At 39.9% G+C, this 17,875-nt stretch carries 11 protein-coding genes, 3 tRNA genes and 1 pseudogene; 6 read left to right on the forward strand and 9 right to left on the reverse strand.

All coding sequences use genetic code 11. From position 1 onward, the window contains the following. Window positions 1-46 precede the first annotated feature (46 nt). Both pheT and HGJ18_RS06430 read left to right on the forward strand, forming a co-directional pair. Window positions 47-1,813, forward strand: coding sequence for a phenylalanine--tRNA ligase subunit beta (gene pheT, locus HGJ18_RS06425; RefSeq protein ID WP_253698263.1), 1,767 nt, complete (start codon window positions 47-49; stop codon window positions 1,811-1,813). 9 nt (window positions 1,814-1,822) lie between these two features. Continuing rightward, entirely contained in the window at window positions 1,823-2,578 is a 756-nt protein-coding gene (locus HGJ18_RS06430) for a sugar phosphate isomerase/epimerase family protein (RefSeq protein ID WP_253698265.1), read from the forward strand. Between the two features lie 3 nt (window positions 2,579-2,581). On the opposite strand, the gene HGJ18_RS06435 is transcribed toward HGJ18_RS06430, so the two are convergent. Further along, entirely contained in the window at window positions 2,582-3,439 is an 858-nt protein-coding gene (locus HGJ18_RS06435) for a hypothetical protein (protein ID WP_253698267.1), read from the reverse strand. Beyond that, on the reverse strand, window positions 3,440-4,564 hold the full coding sequence (locus tag HGJ18_RS06440) for a hypothetical protein (protein WP_253698269.1): 1,125 nt from the start codon (window positions 4,562-4,564) through the stop codon (window positions 3,440-3,442). It lies immediately after the preceding gene. 23 nt (window positions 4,565-4,587) lie between these two features. On the opposite strand from HGJ18_RS06440, the gene HGJ18_RS06445 reads away from it, so the two are divergent. Beyond that, window positions 4,588-4,998, forward strand: coding sequence for a cytidine deaminase (locus tag HGJ18_RS06445; protein WP_002674983.1), 411 nt, complete (start codon window positions 4,588-4,590; stop codon window positions 4,996-4,998). On the opposite strand, the gene HGJ18_RS06450 is transcribed toward HGJ18_RS06445, so the two are convergent. Next, a tRNA-Arg gene (locus tag HGJ18_RS06450) sits at window positions 4,996-5,069 on the reverse strand. The two genes, HGJ18_RS06445 and HGJ18_RS06450, sit on opposite strands and share 3 nt — an antisense overlap. Before the next feature lie 197 nt (window positions 5,070-5,266). Between HGJ18_RS06450 and HGJ18_RS06455 the strand changes: the two genes are divergently transcribed. Next, window positions 5,267-8,092 carry a right-handed parallel beta-helix repeat-containing protein gene (locus HGJ18_RS06455; protein WP_253698270.1) on the forward strand — a complete coding sequence of 942 codons (2,826 nt, stop codon included), beginning with the start codon at window positions 5,267-5,269 and terminating at the stop codon, window positions 8,090-8,092. A gap of 129 nt (window positions 8,093-8,221) precedes the next feature. Here HGJ18_RS06455 and HGJ18_RS06460 read toward each other — a convergent pair whose 3' ends face one another. Next, window positions 8,222-11,164, reverse strand: coding sequence for an InlB B-repeat-containing protein (locus tag HGJ18_RS06460; RefSeq protein WP_253698321.1), 2,943 nt, complete (start codon window positions 11,162-11,164; stop codon window positions 8,222-8,224). A 341-nt stretch (window positions 11,165-11,505) separates the two neighbouring features. Here HGJ18_RS06460 and HGJ18_RS06465 point away from each other — a divergent pair, with 341 nt between their 5' ends. Both HGJ18_RS06465 and HGJ18_RS06470 read left to right on the forward strand, forming a co-directional pair. Next, the gene (locus tag HGJ18_RS06465; RefSeq protein WP_253698272.1) at window positions 11,506-11,820 is read left to right on the forward strand and encodes a nucleotidyltransferase family protein; all 315 of its coding nucleotides are present in this window, start codon (window positions 11,506-11,508) and stop codon (window positions 11,818-11,820) included. A 189-nt stretch (window positions 11,821-12,009) separates the two neighbouring features. Then, complete coding sequence (locus tag HGJ18_RS06470) at window positions 12,010-12,768, forward strand: hypothetical protein (RefSeq protein ID WP_253698273.1); 759 nt, start codon at window positions 12,010-12,012, stop codon at window positions 12,766-12,768. A gap of 68 nt (window positions 12,769-12,836) precedes the next feature. On the opposite strand, the gene HGJ18_RS06475 is transcribed toward HGJ18_RS06470, so the two are convergent. From HGJ18_RS06475 to HGJ18_RS06500, 5 genes and pseudogenes are all read right to left on the reverse strand, one after another. Continuing rightward, window positions 12,837-13,901: a hypothetical protein gene (locus HGJ18_RS06475; protein ID WP_253698275.1), complete on the reverse strand. Its 1,065-nt coding sequence runs from the start codon at window positions 13,899-13,901 to the stop codon at window positions 12,837-12,839. After that, window positions 13,898-16,652, reverse strand: a pseudogene (locus HGJ18_RS12855) (FG-GAP repeat domain-containing protein). The gene HGJ18_RS06475 and the pseudogene HGJ18_RS12855 overlap by 4 nt, the downstream one beginning before the upstream one ends. Window positions 16,653-16,913: 261 nt before the next feature. Next, window positions 16,914-17,534, reverse strand: a complete 621-nt coding sequence (gene rpsD / locus HGJ18_RS06490; RefSeq protein ID WP_253698279.1) for a 30S ribosomal protein S4 — start codon at window positions 17,532-17,534, stop codon at window positions 16,914-16,916. A gap of 105 nt (window positions 17,535-17,639) precedes the next feature. Beyond that, window positions 17,640-17,713: transfer RNA gene (locus HGJ18_RS06495), tRNA-Arg, on the reverse strand. Between the two features lie 33 nt (window positions 17,714-17,746). After that, window positions 17,747-17,818, reverse strand: a tRNA-His gene (locus HGJ18_RS06500). Between the last annotated feature and the right edge of the window lie 57 nt (window positions 17,819-17,875).

Raw genomic sequence — 17,875 nt, forward strand, 5'->3', positions numbered from 1 at the left:
TTTATGATATAATCCCTTTCAGTTTTTTTTAACTGCGGAGGATAAAATGCCTAAGATTGAAGTAAATGAATCCCTTTTTTTTAATATGCTAGGAGCAGAGCTCGAAGCAGAACTTGAAGCAGAGCTCGGAGCAAAGCAGAATTACGACAAACTTGAAGAAATTTTAACATCAGCCAAGGCAGAACTTGACGAAAAACCGGACACCTCTCTTCCCGAAAAAGAGCGCATAATTAAGATAGAATTAAACGATACAAATCGGCCCGACCTTTGGTCTACGGCAGGCCTTGCAAGGCTTTTACGCATCCATGCAGGAGGAAAATCAAATACAAAAAGCTATCAAAGCTTCCTTTCATCAAAAGAAAAAACTCAAGACTCAGCCGAGCGTAGGGTTAAGGTCTCGCCCGAACTTAAAGAAATCCGTCCCTTTGCGGCAGGCTTTGTAATTTCGGGTAAGCCCATAGACGAGCTCATGCTTGCCGACATAATCCAAACACAGGAAAAACTTTGCCGCAACTTCGGAAGAAAAAGAAAAACGGTTTCTATGGGCGTTTACCGCTCAAAACTTATAAAATGGCCCATCGAATACACGGCCGTAGATCCCGACAAAACCGAGTTTACTCCGCTCGATATGGAAAAGCCTCTTTCATGCCGCAAAATCCTAAAAGAACACACCAAAGGAATCGAGTATGCCCCATTGCTTGAAGACAAAAAGCTCTTTCCTCTTTTGAAGGATGCAAACGGAGAAGTCCTTTCCATGCCTCCCGTTATAAACAGTGCTAAAATAGGGGCGGTCCAAGCAGGCGATACCGATCTTTTTGTAGAATTTACCGGCACGGATATGACAAGCATTTTGCTTTCAGCAAATATAGTCGCATGCGACTTTGCCGACTGCGGATATATGATTCTACCCGTTAAAATAGAGCATCCTTATGAAACGGGATACGGAAAAACCCTTACTACCCCGTTTTATTTTCAAGAAAATGCAGAAACTTCAGTGGAAGCCGTCAACAAGCTCTTGGGCTCCTCTTTTAAGGCGGAAGAAATTGCCGATGCCCTAAAACGCATGGACTCGGAAACTGAAATTTCGGGAAATAAGATTAGGCTGAAACCCTCCCCCTACCGCAACGATTTTCTTCATGAAGTAGACATAATCGAAGATGTAATGATGGGTAAAACCGTTAATTTCTTTACACCCGAAACACCCAACGAATTTACAATCGGAAGACTTTTGCCTGCAACAATGCTAAGCCGAAAAATAAAGGGGCTTATGACGGGCATGGGCTATCAGGAAATGATTTTTAATTATTTGGGCTCCAAAAAAGACTATATTGAAAGAATGTGCATAGATGAAGCTTCGGTTATCGAGATTTCAAACCCGATGTCCGAAAACTATCAGTTTGTACGCAACTCAATTCTCCCCTCTCTTTTAAATGCCGAGATGGGTTCTGCAAATGCAGTCTATCCGCACAAAATATTTGAGACCGGAAAAATTGCCTTTTTTGACGACTCCGACTCCACAGGCACAAGTACAAGCCAAAGTTTAGGCTTTTTGACTGCAGAACAAAATGCCAACTTTAATACGGCAGCAAGCGAGGCGGCAAATCTTTTATACTACCTCGGAATAGAATACAAGGTTTGCGAAACCGACGACCCCCGCTTTATTCCGGGAAGGCAGGCCGGCCTTCTTTACAATGGAGAACAAATAGGCATATTCGGGGAAGTAAATCCTCAGGTCTTGGAAAACTGGGATATAAACATTCCCTGCTTTGCAGGAGAATTAAATATCGAAAAAATTTTGAAGAGGCAAAACTAAAAACTTTTTATGAAAAATAAGCTGATTAAGGCCGTTAGGACAATTGCTGATTTTGATCTTAATCTTTTTAATGAGCTTAATTTAGGACTTGAGCTTCAAGATTTTACCGAACCCTGTTTAAACGACTCGGAGATTTACTCTCTTTTAAACGAATACGAAAAAAAGCTGCCCTATTTAAAAGGAATAAAATCCATGCACGGCAGCTTTATCGATTTAAATATAGCTTCTTTTAATAGGGACATAGCCGCTTACAGCAGAAAAATGTACAAGAGGGATTTGTTTTTTGCAAAACTCTTGAACCTTGATTTTATAATTTTTCATACCCAGATTATGCCTTGGTTTAAGGAAGATTTTAAATTCGATTTATTTTTAAAAAGCAATGCGGAATTTTTTAAAGAGGCTGTAGAAAATTCCGGCTTTAAGGGCTGTGTAGTTTTAGAAAATGTCTGCGAAAAGGACAGCCGCCTTAGTGCAAAACTTATAGAAGCCGTCGCCATGCCTCAAGTAAAATTAAACCTCGATTGGGGACATGCTCTGGTTTCAGGCGAAAAAATCGAAAGATGGTTTTCCAATAATCAAAAACACATAGCCTACATGCATCTCCATTCCAATGACGGAAAAAGCGATCTACACAACCCCGTCTCAAAAGAAGACTTTGCAAAGCTGTCTAAGCTGTTAGAAAAATACGGGCTCAACTGTCCCATCTGTTTGGAATATTGGGACGTCGATATAAAAAAAGAAATTGAAAGGATAGCATTATTTTAAAAGCTATTCTACCTGAAAAATAAAAGAAGCCTTTTTTTGATTTCCGCTTTTGTCGAGGACGGTAATTATAAGCTCAATCTTTCCTGCAGGTAAATTTATTTTTCCTAAATGCATCGTATTTTCTTTTTCATATAAAAGAGATAAAGACGATTTTTTATTTTGCAAATAAAGGTCCTTACCGTCTGAGCTCAAAACCTCAAAGGGAAGATCCGATATATTCATTCCGTTAATGGAAACCGTAATTCTAAAAGGAGCAAGCTGCGGACCTCCTTTTTCGGCTGAATCGGAGATTGAAGAATAAAGGTCATAGGAACCTTGTTTTATTTTTTTTACCGTTTCCAAACTGATTGTCTGCTTATCGCCGTTTATTAAAACGGTATTTTGAATTTGAGGCTCCGTTTTTTCTTCAATAGCCGGCATAAATAAAAGAGGATTGATTAAAACATTATTGCGTGTATCCGCAACCTGAAAGATTAAACTCTTTTCTTCGGTCCATGCCGATTTTCCTGCATATCCCAAAATAGAACCGGCTTCGGTTTCTTTTCTGGAGGAAAATAAATCCGTATCGGAAAGATTAGCATAAATGCTTTGAAGACCTTCATCATCTATAAAAATCATAGCATTTCCCAAAGTGCTTGGGAAAAAGCGGGTACTGTTTTTTTCTTCGATACTTATTAAGTGTTTACCATAACCCGAAGCTCTAACCGTATCAACTTCTTTAAACACCAAGGAGCGGGAAACGAAAGCATCATTTCTTTGAGCAAATAAACGTAAAAGAGAAGGATTTTCTACAGGCCATTCAAAGGAATAAGAGTATAAAAAAGTCATAAAAAATAAAAATATATAAAGATTTTTTTTCATTTAAAGCCCCCGTATATCCAATGCAGTAATCTTTTCATCGGTACCTATGTAAATTTTATTTTCCTTCTGAATTAAAAAGGCATTTTCAGACTTAAATTTAGTTTTTCCAATCATCAAATCGGGAGGGTTTATCAACAAAAGAGAACATTCATCATCTTTTTTAAGAAGCACTGTAAGTAATGCGCTTTTATCTTGAAATCCCAACCCGGCAATAAAACCTTCTTCTTTTATAAGTGAAAGAGTTAAATTTCTACAATCGATAATTCCTATTCCCTCAGCTGATTCAAAAATGGCAAAATGCCCGGATTTATCAAATGAAGCAAAAGCCTGTCTTCTTAAATCCTCTTCAAAAGAAGAATGAAATACTATTTTATGCTGGCGGCCCGAAATATTTATAAGAGCCACCCTTTGCTTGTCGAGTCCGCATAAGCAGAGAACTTGTTTTCCGTCTTCCGAAATCGCAGCCCCCATGATTGCCTGATAGGTACTGCCCCCGGGGTAAAAACTAAAAAGAGTGTTTCCATCAGAATCGAGGCATACTAAAAGTCCGTCCGAATAACCTATCACACAGCCGGCCTTAGAAGACTGAAAAGCCGTTATAGGAAAGGTATGGGTGTAGTGCCATAATTTTTTACCGGCATTATCATATTTTGAAAGAGAAGAACCTTCCGGTTCAAACAAAAAGATTCTATCCTTATCGAGATAAACATAACCGGGCTTATCGATACGCAAAAAAGGCTTTTCCAAATCGAATTCCTCAGGCTTATAAATATCCGTAAAAAGAGGCTTTTGGGGATATCTTGTCCAAGCATAAAAAGAAGCGCTGAATCTTTCTTCCGCAGTTTCAACCCTTAAAATCTCGCCGTCTTCGGTAAAATACCCGAACAAATTACCCAAAGAAAAAGGAATCGGAGTTTTTCCGGCAAATTTTTGTTTAAGTTCATCTCCGGAGGCCTCCGCTTCTCCGAAATACATTTGTCCGGTTTGAACCTTCGGCATAGGTGAAGACCACTTAGGCATCAAGTACACATCCTTCCTCATGGGAACGGCAGCGGCAAAAATATATATAACAAGAATAATAATTACACCGATAAAAATAAATTTATTTTTTCCTTTAAATAACATGGAAAATATGATATACTACTTTTATGGAAATTTCAAGTCAGTTAGAAAATTTATTCAAAACAGCCCTTGAGGCTGCAAAGAAAGCCTATGCCCCCTACTCCAATTTTCATGTGGGAGCGGCTATTTTATTGGAAGACGGTTCAATTGTAACGGGAGTGAACATAGAAAACCGCTCGTATGGACTTACAAACTGTGCAGAGCGGACTGCAATTTTTAAAGCGGTTTCTGAAGGAAAAACGGATTTTAAGGCCATCGCTATTGCAACGCCCGATGCGGACTATCCTGTAAGCCCCTGCGGAGCCTGCAGGCAGGTTATTTCGGAATTTATGGGCGGAGATACGCCGGTAATCTTCGGCTCCTCGCTTGATAACGTAGTGCTGACGGATGTTAAAGGAATCTATCCCTTTGATGCCCTGCATGAATTAAAAAAATGACCCGTAGACGATTCGAACGTCCGACCTGCTGCTTAGGAGGCAGCCGCTCTATCCAACTGAGCTAACGGATCAACAGGAAAGGATTATACCCAAAAAGCCCTAAAAGTTCAATACGGCAATTTAAAAATAATTATATTTTTTTGCAATTATACTGTTTACTATATACTTTTGCGGTAAAATGGTTTACAATAAAAGATAGGAAGGCCGTTTAATAGAAACCTACAACGAACTAACAATTTGCAATTTGGCTTCTGACAGGAGGAAAAATATGCGTAAAAGATTGTTTTTAATTATAGGAATTTTATTTATCATTTTTGCAGGCTGTAAACAGTTTTTAGACGATATCGAAAAAGACTTTAAATATTGGTCATCAAGGGTTTTTGTTACGGATACCATTATCCCCTCTACCGAGCAGGACAGCAACAGCTATCCTTGTCTTACAAGCGATGCAGACAAAACCATAACCATAAAACTTACAAATCCGCAAAACTATGTCATACAGACACCTGAAGATTCAGGAGCCCCTTCAGATATAGTGAGATTCGGGAGCGGAACAATAGGCTCAGGCCCGGGCGCCGCCCCAGAGTATGGCACGGATTACACTCTTACTCGAAATGGTCCTAAGGAGCTCAAGCTTACCTTAAAAGAAGTCTTTCTGAAGAAAAACGAATGGGGTAGATATGACTTAAACCCTGAAATAACTATTTACAGTAAAGAAGGCAGAAAATTTTTAACTCACTCCTTTAAGTTGAGAGTAAATACCTCGCCTCCCAATCTTGAACAAATAGCCTTATTAAAAACAAACGGCGATCCGACATACTATGTTTTATGCTTGAAGGGTGAAAACATTAACACAATAATAAACGGCTCACAGTTTTTACACGGCGACGGCAATGATGAGTCCGACAACAAACTAAAAATATTAATAAGAAAAGGAAATGCCCCTCAACCGACACCCTATAGTCTTACCTTCGGGGCATCGGACTTTAGTCACGACAATAATTTTGTGGGGAGCAACAGTCTATCAACCTTGGACGGATCTCCTATACCTTCTGAAGTAAGCGTCGCTTGGGTAATCCGATATAAAACGGATATTGAAGTAGATACAGGTGCAGCAGTAAACTATACAATCCGCTTAGCGGATAGAAAAGGTCTTCAATCTGATCAGATAACATCAGGAACGCAGTTGCCCTATCCTACAATTAAGCTTAATAGTATAGGTAATCCTACTAATTATATTAATACAGGTATTTACTCAACCGGAAGCAATATAATTACCGATATAAATAAGACAAACTCATCATCCGCAAACCCAATACAAATTTACACGGCATACAAAGATGAGATAAAATTGGAAGCTTTCGGAAATTACGGCAGCGGAGTTGAGATAAAGGCTAAGCTAAACAATAGTCCGGTATCGGATCCTTCACAAATAAGTCTTACCGCAAGTGAGGGAGGAACAGTTTATACACTTGAACTTTGGGCGGCAGGCGGCGGCTTTCCTCAAAGTAAAAAACAAACCTACCATTACAAGGTTTTTAATACAATAAAAGCACAACACTCTGCAGTACCTGTATGGGGAATTCTTAAGACGGCTGTAACTAAACGGAACACAATAAAAATTGACGGTATAATAAAAGCTACAGATGCTGACAGTAACAAAGGCCAAATTCTCATAATCAAAGATGTAAATATAGTGGGTAAAAATAATGCAAATCTTGATGCAAACAATAAAAACCGCATTTTTTATGTAAAAAGGAATGCCCTTAAACTTGAAAATATAAAACTTAGTAACGGATATGCTGAAACCGGAGGTGCAATATATGGAGATAATTCGGCACATACATATCTTAAAAAAGTTACCATACAATCGAATACGGCAACTACCGGAAAAGACATCTACTTATTAGGCAACAGTAGCTTATACATGGAAGATGAGATAAAATTAGATTCTAATAATCAAATATATATTCAAAGAATCGCCTTCAACTATGCAAAGTTTTATTTAAAAAAGCCGAATATCAACAAACCTATCAAAATAGAATATTATGATATAGACTTTTTTAAAAATAAGGAGGTTATTACAAACGATGATAATTATACCCTCACAGAGGAGGACATAGGAAAATTTAACCTTCTCAATAGTGAATTTGTCATCAATCTTAAACATGAAGATAATAAGGCTGTATTGAGTAAGATACATCAACCTGCAATAAATACCTGGAATGACCTTAAAATTGCTATCAATGATGCTGAGTCCGGTGATACAATTAAATTAAATCAGAGTATAATAACGGCCGGCAGTTCTCCCACCGCCCCTCTAAAGGTTACAAAAAACTTGACAATAATCGGTACCGACAGCTACACTACTTTAAATGCCGATAATAAGCACCGCGTCTTCGAAATGGACGAATCAAATATTAAACTCACATTAAAAAACCTAATTATTAAAAACGGTAAAATTACAAATGGCTACGGAGCGGGTATATCTGTTTTCGATAGCTGTCAAAACAGCATCTTAACACTTGTAAATACGAGTGTAGAATATAACACGATTAAAATAACCGACTCTGTAGGGACATACTGTGGGGCAGGTATTATGATACCAAATCAAAATGTAAAAGTTTTTATAATCGGCGGCTCAATAAGTTATAATAAAATAGATTGTACAGGGTCAAATAGTTCCCCAAATTGTATACCTCAGGGTTGCGGCTTATGGCTTGGAATTACTTCGACTACAATTATAAAAGGAAAAACCGAGATTAAAAATAACTCTTATACAAAAGCTACCAATTCAAGTACAACGACAAAATGCTACGGCGTAGGTATATATATTAAAGGAGCATCGACGCTGACAATAGGAGAAGCCGGTGCTGACGATAATATCAGTCCTGAAATATCAGGTCATAGAAAAGTAGCAGGCACTGAGTGCCATGGAACAGCCATAGCTATTGAGGAGTTTAACAGCTACGGCCCAACAGTAAACTGGAATAGCGGTCAGATAACGGGTAATCACAGTAGTCAAGCTACCGTAGTGTATAATAGAGGAGGTACGTTTATTAAACACCCTAGCAACCATAACACAGCGGATTAATCGGCAATTTACAAACCGGCACTTGGCGTTTCGGTTTTTATTGTTTCCATTAACAATTATTAATTACACTTTATCAATTGTACATTATCAATTCAACCAAATTATCCATTACCAATTGAACATATCCCCTTAGCTTGCTGTGTTACCGGAGTTGTTGGAAAGATAGTAACCAGGGCCTCCAATTACCGAGCCATTGCCTCGGTTGTCCTTTATCTCGCCGCCTTGCCAGTAAAAATAATGATTAAGCATCACCGCCTTACCGTCAGTATTTGCTTTATTCTTGGTAATTGTTCCGCCTGACATCGTAAAACTTCCCTGTGAATATACGCCGCCGCCTTTGCCGGCTGTGTTGCCGTCAATTGTTCCGTCTGACATCGTAAAATTTCCCTGCATATTGAGAGGACCGTTCCCGTCCACATATACGCCGCCGCCGTTTTCGGTTGCTGTGTTTCCTTTAATTGTTCCGCCGGTCATCGTAAAGCTTCTGAAAGCGGCATGTATATATACGCCGCCGCCGTTTTTAGCTTTGTTGCCGCTAATTTCTCCTCCTGACATGGTAAGTTCTCCGTCTGAAACCACAGTACCTATGTTGCCGTTTTTAAAGCCGGTAATAGTTACGCCGTCTTTGATTTCCGCCTTGCCTTTATATTCTACATAAAGCGCGTATTGACTATTACTGCCGTAGTCAGCTCCTTGCAGTGTTATCTGACCTTCTAATGTTAATGACGCATTGTATTGTACCTGTAAGTGTTTATAATCGTTATCATTCTTCTTAGGACATTTTAAGATTGCAGGTTTACTTGCGTTATCCGCCTTTAGCATAATTTTTTTATGTCCCGGTATTTTAACCGTTTGAAGGTCGTCGATAGTACCTGCCAGCTTTATAATAAAAGTCTTATCATCGGCGGGTGCGGCATCGATTGCTTCTTTCAACGTTTCAAGATCCTCAACTTCCGCTTTCAACAAACCGGTAGCGGAAATGTACCAAAATATCTTCCCGTTCTCCGATCCCACCGTAACAGCCTGCGGCGGTATGATGAACTTTTTGCGGTTTTGCGATGAGCCGCCTGTTATATTGCCCGTAAGCACCGGCGTATTCTCCGTGTAGCTTTGCGGCGTAATGCGCGCTGCATGATTGTTTGACAAGGTGCCGTCAACGGTTATCGTCTTTCCGCTCTCCAAATACACATCGTTTTTGCCCGCCGTATATTGATCAGGTCCGGTAGAGGGGGTAACGGTGGCGGCACCGCTCATCTTAAAGGTGCCGCTTTCAAGGTACACACCTCCGCCGTCTTTTGCCTCACAGTCTTTGATAATGCCGTCCTTCATAATGAGCGTGCCGTTCTTTACATATACGCCGCCCCCTTTATCTCCGGTCGCTATGCCTTTTTTAAGCTCTATGTTTTCAAGAGTGAGTGTTTTACCGTCTTGCACATGAAAGATACGTGACAGGCTGTTTGCGTGCAAAACAGCGGAAGAGCTATTGCCCTTTATGGTGAGGTTTCTGCCCGGCTTAATTTCGCCCTTATCGTCTCCGCCGGTGGCTTTTATTTCCCCGTTGATAACGATGGTGTGGGCACCTTCCGTCCTTCCCGCTTCTTCTCTTAGCCGTTTCCACGCACCGGATCCGCCGCTGTTAAAATGTAATTCACCCCCTTTAAACTTCACTGTTACGGTTTTATCGCCGTCCACAGTGAGGCTTGCCGTTAGCGAGGAAGAACTTAGACCCGTCCAGCTGTCAAGCTCCCAGCCATCATTCGGTGTTGCAGTAAAGGCTACCGTTTTGCCATGCTCAACCTTGTAGCCAGAATGGATTTCGATACCGTCGACTGTTGCTTTAAGCGTGCCGCCCGTTCCACCATCTACGCTGAATGTTACGATGTAGGTCTTCTTCTTAAACTTTACCGTTACGGTTGCATCGCTGCTTACATTGGAAAGCGTTGCCTTTTTGTTGTCGCTTGGGTCTACGCTTACATTGCTGCTCCAGCTATCAACTTCCCAGCCTGCATTGGGCTGCGCGGTAAAGGTCACCGTACTTCCACTCGGGACGTTAAAAGTTTGCTCTGTGCTTCCGCTTGCTGTTTGATTATTCGAACCATACTCACCTTTAAGGTTTCCACCCTGTCCGCCCGCTACACTGAATGTTACGGTGTGAGTCGGACCGCTTGCTTCTATCGTTGCGGCAGCCTCATCCGAAGTAACGCCTCCTTTGTCACGCAAGGTTACGGTGTACGATGTTTGCTCGTTGCCGGCTCCTATTTTTATGTCCGTTTTATAGTATAAAACCCACGCTCCTGACGGCACGTTGGGGGAAGATGAGTCTAATTTTTCTACCTTTTCATGCTCGATAAACGAACCTCCTTCAGGTTTTTTAAAGTCTAAATTGTTACCTTCGTATAAAAGACTATAAGAGGAATTGTTTATTGTGATCTTTCTAACATCCTTGTGTACCGGTTCGGTGGTGGCGCCTATCTTTCTTGTCATTTCATTGTAATCGAATTTAAGGCAGAGCACGTAATAAGACTTTGGTTCCGTTCCCGTTATTTTTGTCTTTGCAATTATGATTTTTTCAGGTTTTGGAGGCGGGGTGTTCGATTTTATGCCGAAGGTATAGGTTTTCTTGAATACCCTGCCGTCTTTAGCTTTAAGGGTAATGGTAGGGTTTAAACGGCCTGAACCTTGTTCGTATTTTTGTAAAAGGGACGGTTTATATGTAAGCTTCAGCGTGCCGGAACCGGTTTGTTTCAGCTCATAATCCGTTCCTGCCTCAGGCTGTGAGGAAATTTCTTTAAATTCGACAATGCCCGCCGATGCCGAAGAAGTAGGCATAACAAACGAAAAGCCTTTCGGGTTATGCACTGTAAGCGTAATATCTACGGGCGCCGAAGAGGCGACACAGGGCACACCTGCTCCGTCCGGCCTATGTGCCGAACCTATGCTATGGTTTTTGACAAATGTCTCGCTTGCCCAATAGCTTAAAAAATCTTCCGGATCTTCCAGAAATTGTTGACAAGCCGTAAAAAGTAAAATTACGGCAACTGCCGCCGTTAAAATTTTTAAAAGTCTTTTCATCACAATGGTATAATACTACGATTGAAATATTTTATCCATTTAAAAAGGACTCATATTGCTAAAAAGAACCAAGGTTACCGAAAAAGAACTTTGGTTACTCGCTGAAAAATGTACATCCTTGTACATTTTTCAGCTTCGAGTTTTGCCTTACGGCAAAACATCGTGAGAATGGAACCACCGGACATCCTATCCGGCTTATAATCGAACATCCGTGTCCGATTTTGAGCTTCGAGTTTTGCCTTACGGCAAAACGTCGTGAGAATGGAACCCGCTTGAAATTTACGGCATTGTTGTGTTTTTCTCCGTTGCAAATGTCCTATTTTTTGTGTATAATATAACCGATGATAACGGAAGAAATCAAACAAATAACGGAAAAAATAAAAGAAGCTCTCGACCCCGCACGCATTTATCTTTTCGGCTCCTATGCACGCAACGAAGAAACCGAAATAAGCGACTACGATTTTTATGTGGCTGTAGACGAAAAAAGCGGTAATCCGATTTTACTTTCTCAAAAGGCATATCGGGCTATTCGTAACTGCAGAACAACCCCTTGCGATGTAATTGTAAACGATGTATTAAACTTTGATGAGCGCATAAAAAGGCCCACACTGGAAAAAACGGTTTCAACCGAAGGAATATTAATATATGAAAAATGACCTTGAACATGATGTAGATGAATGGCTCCGGTTTGTTGAAATGGATATTGTTGTAGACTGGTGCAAAGAGCAAATTAAAACCTGCAGAAGTTAAAATTCGTGAGAATAGAACCACCGGACATCCTGTCCTGTTCGGTATTTCGGCGTCTACTTGTATTTTATACCGTATTTTTTTATACTAGCTCCGTTATGAGAGAGTTTTTTACCGTAAACCGTATTATGTATGCATCCGCTTTTTTTGTGTTGTGTGTTGCACTCGTGATGAACATTACTACGCAAGTTCCGCTTGCAGGCTTTATTCCTGTTGTGCGGTGGATTGATGTTGCCGTTAATGCGGTTGCGGCCGGTTTGTGTGTCTTTTTGTTTATAAAACTGGAATGCAAAATGATTTCATATCTTTTATTTTTTATTGAAGGTGGTCTTACCGCTCATATGGGTTTTGTCGGTATCGGCACCCTCCTTTTTACCGCAGGCTGCGTTATGGTTTTTGTAAACGGAGACTTTAAAACCCGCTATAAAGAAAAGATTGCAGCACTTTGTTTGTACTGGCTGCTCATTACGATAGGTCTTTATTTTTCGTTTAATATAAAAATGGCGATATTCGAAATTGCACTTACTCTTTTTCACTTCGGGCTTCTGGTCTGTCTTTATAAAAAGCTGGAATCAAAGCTGTCCTTTCTTTTGCCTGTTGAAGAAATTATTAGTCCTGAAATTCCGCTCCCTGCTAAGGGCTCAGTCTTACGCTTGTCGGACTACGGCATTTCGGAGCGGCAAAAGTTTTTTATTCAAGGTACAGTCAACGGCGGAAAAACATACGAAGAGCTCGCTGCCGAATATCACGTAAGTACTTCGGTTGTAAAAAAAGATATGGCAGCAGCATGCCGTCTTTTAGGTGTAACAAACAAAGAAGATTTGAGGATTTTACTGCTGCAGTATAAAATTGAGTAAAAATAATAGATGAACGCCATCGGCAATTCATAAACCAGCACTTGGCCTTCGCATTTACCGTTTTTACTTTATCTCAAACCGTCGGCTTTTTTCAGCCATTCATAAAAATCAAGACCGGAAACATCTCCGTCAGGCACAAAGAGCCGGCCGTCAATCAGGGGTATTATATCTTCTTCTACCAAACCTATGATTGCATCAAAGAAAACACCGTCTATGGCGACATCCTGTATGGGGCTCGATTTTCCGCTATAGACATATTGGCGGCTGTATTGAGTGAGGGCTTCATTGTCATTACCTATAAGGAGGTGCCACAAAAAAAGAGCTGCGTCCTTTCTTGTTGCCTTTCCCTTTGAAATATTGACCGAATCCTCATACCAGCCCGCAGCCTTTAGCCTGTCTGCAAGCATTGCAGGCCGCCAAAAAGCCGTACCCGTAATTGAATCAAGGGCATGGGTATTATCCTGAGTAAGGGTTGTCATATCTATAAGGCTTATCTTACTTTGAGTTAAAATTTGAGCCGTCGACTTTTTTAAATCCGAATCCACCTTATAGAATTTGCGGCAGTACTCCCTCTTTTCACCGTAAAGAAGACCATACTCTTCATTTAAAAAATCCAAGGAAGCATCAAAGGCAACAAGCGCCCTTGTATAATCTTCCAAAAGGTAATAGACAAAGCCCAGCTCAGATTGCAGCCTGTATGCCCTCGGATTCAATTTAATCATCGAAATCAAATAATCTCTTTTGTCTTCAAGCTTGTCGGTTAGCCGCGATTTAACCAAATGCACATATTCTTCGTGAGGATTATAGCTTTCCGCAGTTTTAAGCATTTTTTTGGCAGAAACCTTGTCCCTGTTTAGTAAAAAGTAATCGGCATAAAGGGCATACACCAAGGCAAGATAGGATCTATCCGATGAAGGGACAGCTAAAAGAGCATTTAAATCCTTTTTTATCTCTTCAATCTTTTCTTGATTGTTTTCCCTGTACTGTCTGACTATGTTAATTTCAATATTTTCTACATTCCGAATATTATCTTGAGATAATGTAGTAGAATAAATCGAATCTTTTTGTATTGTTGAACACGATACAAAAAACATCAAAACACAAAGCAGCAAAAGAATAAATTTATTTTTCATTTTGAAACTCCCGTATAAGAATGAATGCGGTTATCTATACCGCAAGTTATCAATTCAGGCCGACCGTTTCCGTCTACATCGATTAGATAAGGAATTCCTGTGCCGGCAACAGGAAAACCGTTTATGGGCGAAAGATTGGCACTATAAGCATATATGGAATTTCCTCCTCCCGAAACAAGCACATCATCATAACCGTCCGAATCAAGATCGATGAGAGTAATAAGATAATCGGATGCATTTTTTTGCTTTAAAGAAATTTTGTCGATTATGTTACATTCGGTATCGATCTTATATAAAAAGCCGTTATCGGTAATCAAAAAGAACATTTTTAGCTTTTCGGAATAAACGGGTTGAGTTTTACAAGAGCTGTTAAGGTCTAGGGAATAAACCTCTCCCTCTTTTCCCTGAATAAGTGAAGGCTTAAGAGAAAACAAGCCCTGCTCTGTCAAGACGGCTTCGTAAGTGTTATTTTTATATAAAATAGGTTGAACCGCCGAAATACCGTCAAGCTCTTTGGGATAACCCGAAATAATTTTTCCCTTATCGTCAAAAACATACATGTAGCTGTCAAAAGAACGGGGAACAGCCGTAATAAAATTGCCGTACACTGCGGGAGCAGTCTTTAAACGCGTATTCATCTCATCCGAATAATAAAAGGAAGCTGAACTGTCTACGTATAAAAGAACGGGCTTATTGGCTAGAGGAACAACTATCTTGTCCTGTATAATCGCCGGAGAAGAGCTTAATTTTTCTCCGGTTAAAATAGGAAAGCCTGAGGACACTTCCAGATTATAATCCGTTTTGTAGACGGTTCCTCGAGCAGATACTGCCCAAACGGAATCCACAATGCCCTTTTTAATATCGAGGTTTAAATAAGCCTTATCATCGAGTTTAATCGACTTTAATTGTTTATCGGCTAAATTTAGGGCATACAGATTTGTTCCGCTTACCCAATAAGCAAAGGGTACATTGTTTGATCCCTTTCCGCAATAGATGTACGAGCTCAACTTTGAATTAAATTCGAATGGAAAAGCAGAAAGCTCTCCTAAGGAATGAGCTTCGGTTTTTTGGGCATAGACTTCAAATTTAAGTTTTTTTTCTTTTTCAAACCGGATTGAGATCAGGCCCCGTCCGAAACCTTTTAAGACTGATTGTAAAACCTGATTTGTCCTTAAAAATGAGGGAACTTGATTTTCCAAATTATAATAGACAAAGACGGAGGTTTCGGGAGAAATAGATCTAGTTATGTTTTTCCAGTTTTCGGTTTTTACAAGCAAGTCTCCTCTTCTTACATCATTTAATGTAGAGGCTAGAGCTTCCGCACTCTGCGAAAGATAAAGATAACCTCCTTCAATAACATAAAAAGGAGTTGGGAGCTCAACCTTAAAGGCCCGTTAAAATATCGGGAAATTCTATACGCGGTATTCTTATGCCGTCAACAAGGGCCGAGATATTTCTGTTTACAAACAATGAGGTATAGATTAATTCAAAGGCTTGCCTGCATAGTTTTTCGTCTTTTAATGAAACAAAAAAGATAGGAACATCGGATTGTTTTACTTCAAAAACGCCTATCTCTTCTCCCATCCATGAAAAAAGCAAGTCATCAATACCCTTATTAAAAACAAATTTGGCTGCCTTATTTGCCGAATTATATGATTGCAATATAGATGAACCTAAAATATCTTTTCCGTTTTGGAATAAAAATTGGGGGTCCCCCATGTTTATTAAACTGATATAGTCGGCAGATTTCGGGAGTCTGTTCAATATTCCCGGAATAAAGGCTTGCCTTTGAAGAATAGTATTTAAGCCCTCGGATTCGGTTTCCCACTTACAAAGTCCTGAAAGACGTATATCTTTATAATCCAAGCTAAGATCTATCTTTGCATTTTCCGGAAATTTAAGGGCCCGCACAACATTATTGCTTATAGAATCGTCTTTTGGCGTGTCTTTGGTAAAATAATTTACATCACTTAATATGCTTAAAGTTCCGCCCTTCTTTTCTTTGATAAATTTACGCAAGGTTTTAATGTGCTCATCTTCATGCTTTTTAGATAGGGCCGAAAAAAATAAATCTTTGGATGTAGAAGCAATTACGGAATCCTTATAATTTAAGAGATATATAGCTTGACCGCCGCCCAAATCATACTGCCAAAAACTTATACCGTTTTCGTCAAGAGGTTTAAGCTCTTTTAAGTCATCCAATAAGTCAGGCTTAAATTTTAAAATAAGGGGTAAAAGCCTTGTTCCTGCCGAACGGAAACCCAGTTTAGCAAAAATCAAGAAATTATCGTTGGGATAGGCCGCAATGTCTAAGCTGATATTTGAGGCAGAGCCGAACCACCATGAGGACAGCATTGGAGAGGCTCTAAAAGAACGGATAGCTCCCTGTAATTGAGCTGTTTCAGGCGAGCTTAAAACCGAATCAAGGGTCTGCATTGAAAGAGTCTTTTGTAAAAGTTCCCCTGCAGAATCTATGTTTACATAGGCATAATGCCCTTCAGGTATATACTCGATAGGATTTATACCGTCAATTGCAGAATAAATAAGAAAACCTGCAACTGGTAAAACCAGTACAAGTACAATGACTAAAAAAGTCATTCCGATTTTAAAGAAAATTCCGTGCTTTTTTTTGATTTTTATTTCTTTTTGTTCGGGCCTTTTCTTTTCTTCCAAGGAAGCTTCATTATCACTTTCTAAAACAACAGCTTCATCATCTTTTTGATCTAATACGGTTTCGGGATTATCGCTCATCTAAGTTCTCCAAATTTAATTGTGAATACTATTATAGAACTAAAGAGCTAAAAAATCAAGCATGGTGAGCACGAATCAACATACCCCAATGCAGAGCATCGGGGTATGTTGTTCTCATAAGGTGGTTGCAGTCGGCTTTAATACCCTTTGTTACGACGCATAGCGTCGGGGTATTAAAGCCTCCGCACGAATAAAAAAACGGCTCATCCTTTGAATGAGCCGTTTTGTACAAGAGCTTAAAACCAAGCTTAAAGCTAAGGCTTAAGCATTTTTTGAATAGTATTCAACAACGTTCTGGATATTTCCTACGGGCTGAATATCCGTAGTAACAGGTAAAATATTTACTGTTGCAGAAAGTTTTTCGTCATCAATTGTGAGCCAAGAACCTCTCGCACTTTGAGAAGTACTCATATTATGACGGATAAGGTTTTGAATACCTTTTTTATTTTTTGTTGTAATAACATCGTTTACACTTACGCACATCGAGGGAATGTTTACGGGCTTTCCGTTAATAAAGAAATAAGCATGCGTGACCATTTGTCTGGCCTGTGCACGGCTGATAGCAAAGCCCATTCGATAAATCGTATTATCCAAACGCTGTTCCATCAAGGAAATCATATTGTCACCGGTAACACCGGGCATTCGGCTTGCTTTTTTATATAGATTCCTAAACTGCCGTTCCGAAATTCCATAAGCAAATCTGAATTTTTGTTTTTCCTTTAATTGTTCACCATAAACAGAAGTCTTGCCCCGTTTTCTTGCGCCGCGTTCTTTTCCGGGACCATTCGGCTTGCGATCCAAAAGTTTGTCATATTTTGGGTTGCCGTAAATATTAACGCCGAGTCGTCTAACTGTTTTTCCCTTAGGCTGTTTAATCGCCATTCGTCACCTCTTATAACAATAAAATAGATTTTTAAGCCTACCAAAATCAGACTGTTTTGTCAAGTAATTAAAATTATGGAAACAGTAAAATAGGCGGCAAATCTATGCGCCCGACACGATTCGAACGTGCGACCTGCGGATTCGAAGTCCGATGCTCTATCCAGCTGAGCTACAGGCGCAAAAAAATGCGAAGCCTTGTAAGCTCCGCAGAGGGTGGGTAGTGGGATTTGAACCCACGACAACCAGAACCACAATCTGGCGCTCTACCCCTGAACTATACCCACCAAGTACAAGGGACATTATGCTAAAAAACACAAAAAATGTCAAGGTCTTTTTTTTAC

The organism is Treponema denticola, from assembly GCF_024181405.1.
Taxonomy (GTDB): domain Bacteria; phylum Spirochaetota; class Spirochaetia; order Treponematales; family Treponemataceae; genus Treponema_B; species Treponema_B denticola_D.